This window comes from Actinoallomurus acaciae (genome assembly GCF_042429965.1).
In the GTDB taxonomy this organism is placed as follows: Bacteria; Actinomycetota; Actinomycetes; order Streptosporangiales; family Streptosporangiaceae; genus Actinoallomurus; species Actinoallomurus acaciae.
This window is the reverse complement of record NZ_JBHLZP010000718.1, coordinates 1-3,317: the sequence shown is the minus strand read 5'-3', so window position 1 is coordinate 3,317 and position 3,317 is coordinate 1. Positions and strand designations below refer to the sequence as shown.

The 3,317-nt window shown below is 73.7% G+C and carries 4 protein-coding genes; 3 read left to right on the top strand and 1 reads right to left on the bottom strand.

Translation table 11 applies throughout. The features are described from left to right. The coding region (locus tag ACFFNX_RS45665) for an amidohydrolase family protein (RefSeq protein ID WP_378212576.1) at positions 1 to 588 on the top strand (588 nt) is incomplete at its 5' end. 227 nt (positions 589 to 815) lie between these two features. On the opposite strand, the gene ACFFNX_RS45660 is transcribed toward ACFFNX_RS45665, so the two are convergent. Continuing rightward, complete coding sequence (locus tag ACFFNX_RS45660) at positions 816 to 1,598, bottom strand: pentapeptide repeat-containing protein (protein ID WP_378212574.1); 783 nt, start codon at positions 1,596 to 1,598, stop codon at positions 816 to 818. A gap of 314 nt (positions 1,599 to 1,912) precedes the next feature. On the opposite strand from ACFFNX_RS45660, the gene ACFFNX_RS45655 reads away from it, so the two are divergent. After that, a complete protein-coding gene (locus ACFFNX_RS45655) occupies positions 1,913 to 2,299 on the top strand; it encodes a VOC family protein (RefSeq protein WP_378212573.1) in 387 nt (128 codons plus the stop codon). A 9-nt stretch (positions 2,300 to 2,308) separates the two neighbouring features. After that, complete coding sequence (locus tag ACFFNX_RS45650) at positions 2,309 to 2,704, top strand: YciI family protein (protein ID WP_378212572.1); 396 nt, start codon at positions 2,309 to 2,311, stop codon at positions 2,702 to 2,704. Positions 2,705 to 3,317 lie beyond the last annotated feature (613 nt).

Sequence of the window (3,317 nt, the reverse complement as noted above, 5' to 3'; positions counted from 1 at the left end):
GTACGCCTGCTGGCCGAGCGCGGCGCGCTGGGGCGACGGACGGTGGCCGTGCACGCGACCCACCTGACCGCCTCGGACGTGGCACTGCTGGGCGGCGCGCGCACGGGCGTGTGCATGTGCCCCACGACCGAACGCGACCTGGCCGACGGCATCGGCCCGGCCCGTGCCCTGACCGACGCCGGTTCGCCGCTGTCGCTGGGCTCGGACCAGCACGCGATGATCGACCTGTTCGAGGAGGCGCGGGCGGTCGAGCTGGACGAACGCCTGCGCACCCGGGAACGAGGCCACTGGACCGCCGCCGAGCTCCTGACCGCCGCCACGGCGGACGGCCACGCGGCACTGGGCTGGCCGGAGGCGGGCCGCATCGCCCCCGGCGCGTACGCGGACCTGGTCACGGTGGCGAGTGACTCGGTACGCCTGGCGGGCACGACCCCGGACCACCTGGCCGAGTCCGTGATCTTCGCCGCGTCCCCCGCCGACGTACGCCACGTGGTGATCTCCGGCCGCGAGATCGTCCGCGACGGCCACCACCTCCTGGTGGACGTCCCGGCCGCCCTCACGGAGTCGATCGCCGCGGTGACGGGCTGATCGGGCGTTGGTCACGGGGGGATCCCTACCGTCGGCCGGGCGGACAGATCACCGCCGTCCATGGAACGGCCGGATCGAAGACCGCAGCCTTCGCCACCCGAGTCTCCCTCGAGCGCCATGGCCTATGCGGTGATGTCGGCGGGCGATCAGTGCCATCGCGTGTACGGGTTCACGCTTCCGCGCTCGTGAGTCCCTACGGGCGAGGCGTGCCGCTCGGTACCGCGGGGTCAGGTCGCCCGGGCGCGGCGGCGGCCGGTGCCGCCGAGCACGAGCCAGACTCCGGGCTCGACCTCCCGTGACCGTGCGCGCATCTCGTCGCCGAGGTTGTCCGGCCACCGGGTGCGCGCCGACCAGCGGACCGCCCTCAGCCTGGCCTCGGTGAGGTCCGCTCCGGTGAGGTCGGCGCCGGTCAGGTCCGCGCCCGTGATGTCGGCGCGGACCAGGCGGGCGCGGCCCAGGCGCGCGTCGGAGAGGTTCGCGCGGGTCTGGCGGGCGCCGGTCAGGTCCGCGCCGGTCAGTTCGGCCGGTGCCAGGTCGGCGCCGGTCAGGTCGGCCCCGGTGAGGTCGGCGCCGGTCAGGTCCGCGCCGGCGAGGTTGGCCCGGGTGAGGTTCGCGAAGAGCAGGTCGACCCGGGTCAGGTTCGCGCTCATCAGCTGCGCGCGGATCAGGCGGGCGCCGGCGAGGTTCGCCCGTACCAGGTTCGCCGAGATCAGGTCGGCGTCGGCCAGCGCCGCGCCGACCAGGTCCCGCCCGGCCAGGTCGGCCCCGATGAGGTTCGCACCGGTGAGATCCGCGCCGACCAGGTCGACGCCGGCGAGGTTCGCGCCGGGGACGGGGTGGAGCGGCTCGGGGGTCCGGACTCGGGCGGGGTACACGTCGGCCGTGGCCTGGGCTCCGGCGGCGATCAGAAGCCGGGCCCACCAGGGCGAGACGGTCAGATGCACCCAGGGCCGCAGCGGGCGGGCCGCCGCGACGAGTCTGGCGGCCATGCGCCTAGCGTCGTCCGTCATCCGCGGCCTCCTCTCGTCCGGCCTCGTGCATCTCACTCGCAGAAGATACGGCCTCCGGAGCCTCTCGGAGGCCTGGTCTCGTTCACCGGCTGCGATCATGCTCACGGCGGCCACGCCACCACCAGCGAAACGAGCCCGGCGACGGGCCTGCCCGCACGCATCGACTCCCGCCGCCACACCATTCACCGAACCCGCCGATTTCTTCGTCTCGGCATGTCGAGAGCCGGACGCCGGCTCCGACTGCGCGGTGAGGAACCCGCCTCGGCACGACGACACGGCGCCGATCCGTTCGGCGCGGAGACAGAGGATTCATCATGGGATGGCCAGTGGTGCACTTCGAGATCATCGGCACCGACCCGGCGGCGCTTCGCGGCTACTACGGTGAACTGTTCGGCTGGGCGTTCGACCTCGGCGACGCGGTCACCGAGAAGGTCTCGCAGCCGGGCACGTACGGATTCGTGGACGGTGGCACGACCGGCGACGGTGACGGCATCAACGGCGGCGTCGCCGGTGGCCGCGGCCACCGGCCCGCGGTCCTGTTCTACGTGGGAGTCCCGGACGTCGCGGCCGCACTGCGGAGGGCCGAGACTCTCGGCGGGCGGCCGTTGATGGGGCCCGAGCCGGAGTCGGGCGACTTCACGGTCGGCCACTTCGCCGACCCCGAGGGCAACGTCATCGGCGTCGCCGGACCGTCGGCGTGAGGGGGAGCGATGAGATACCTACTGCTGATCTACGGAAACCCGAGGAACTGGGAGCACCCGCTGTTCCTACGAGATCCGCGATTCCTGGCGCTGCCGGAGACCGAACGCGAGGAGCTGACCAGGCAGGCCGAGGCCCTGCGCGGGGAGCTCACCGAGTCCGGTGAGCTGCTGATGGGCGTGGCGCTGGCCGACCCGGGGAGCACCCGCACCGTCCGGGTCCGCGACGGCGCCCCGGCCACCACGGACGGGCCCTACATCGAGGCCAAGGAACACCTGGCCGGATACCTCATGGTCGACTGCGAGACCCCCGAACGCGCGGCGGAGATCGCGTCCCGCCTCCCGGAGGCACGCTTCGCCGCCGTGGAGGTGACTCCGATCACGGACACGGCCGGTCCGGGGGTGTGAGGAATCCTGGTGGCGCCGTGCCGGTGGTTCTGAGGGACGGCGCCGTCGAGGACCGTCAGGGACCGGACGGTCGCCCGCCGCCGCTACGCCGAGGCGCGGGCGTGCCGCGGACACCTCAGTGGCGGCGGAGATCGCGTTCTGCCCCCCGGAGGCACGCTTTGCCGCCGTGGAGGTGGCTCCGATCACGGACACGGCCGGTCCGGGGATGTGAAGAACCCCGGCGGCGCCGGGCCGGTCGTCCGTCCGGATGGACGGTGCCCTGGAAGGCCGTCAGGGACCGGACGGCCGCCCGCCGCCGAGGCGCGGTCGCGCCGCGAACACCTCAACGGCCCAACAGGGCCGTCGGCCAACCTACGTAAAGCCCACCATCGTCACCAGCGCCGCAGCCCAACATCACGGCCACGCGATAGCACCTCCGCGTCCAACCACCTGCCACACCCCGGCCTCCACGACGGCACAATGGCCCAAAGACAACGCCCCGCCGCTCGGCGGCCGGTATCCGGGCCAAACCGGTACGGCGCGCCGGCGCTGCGGGGGGACCCCGGCCACTGGAGGCTGCGACGCTGCTCCCGCCGACCGCCGACCGCCGACCGCCGACCGCCGACCGCCGACC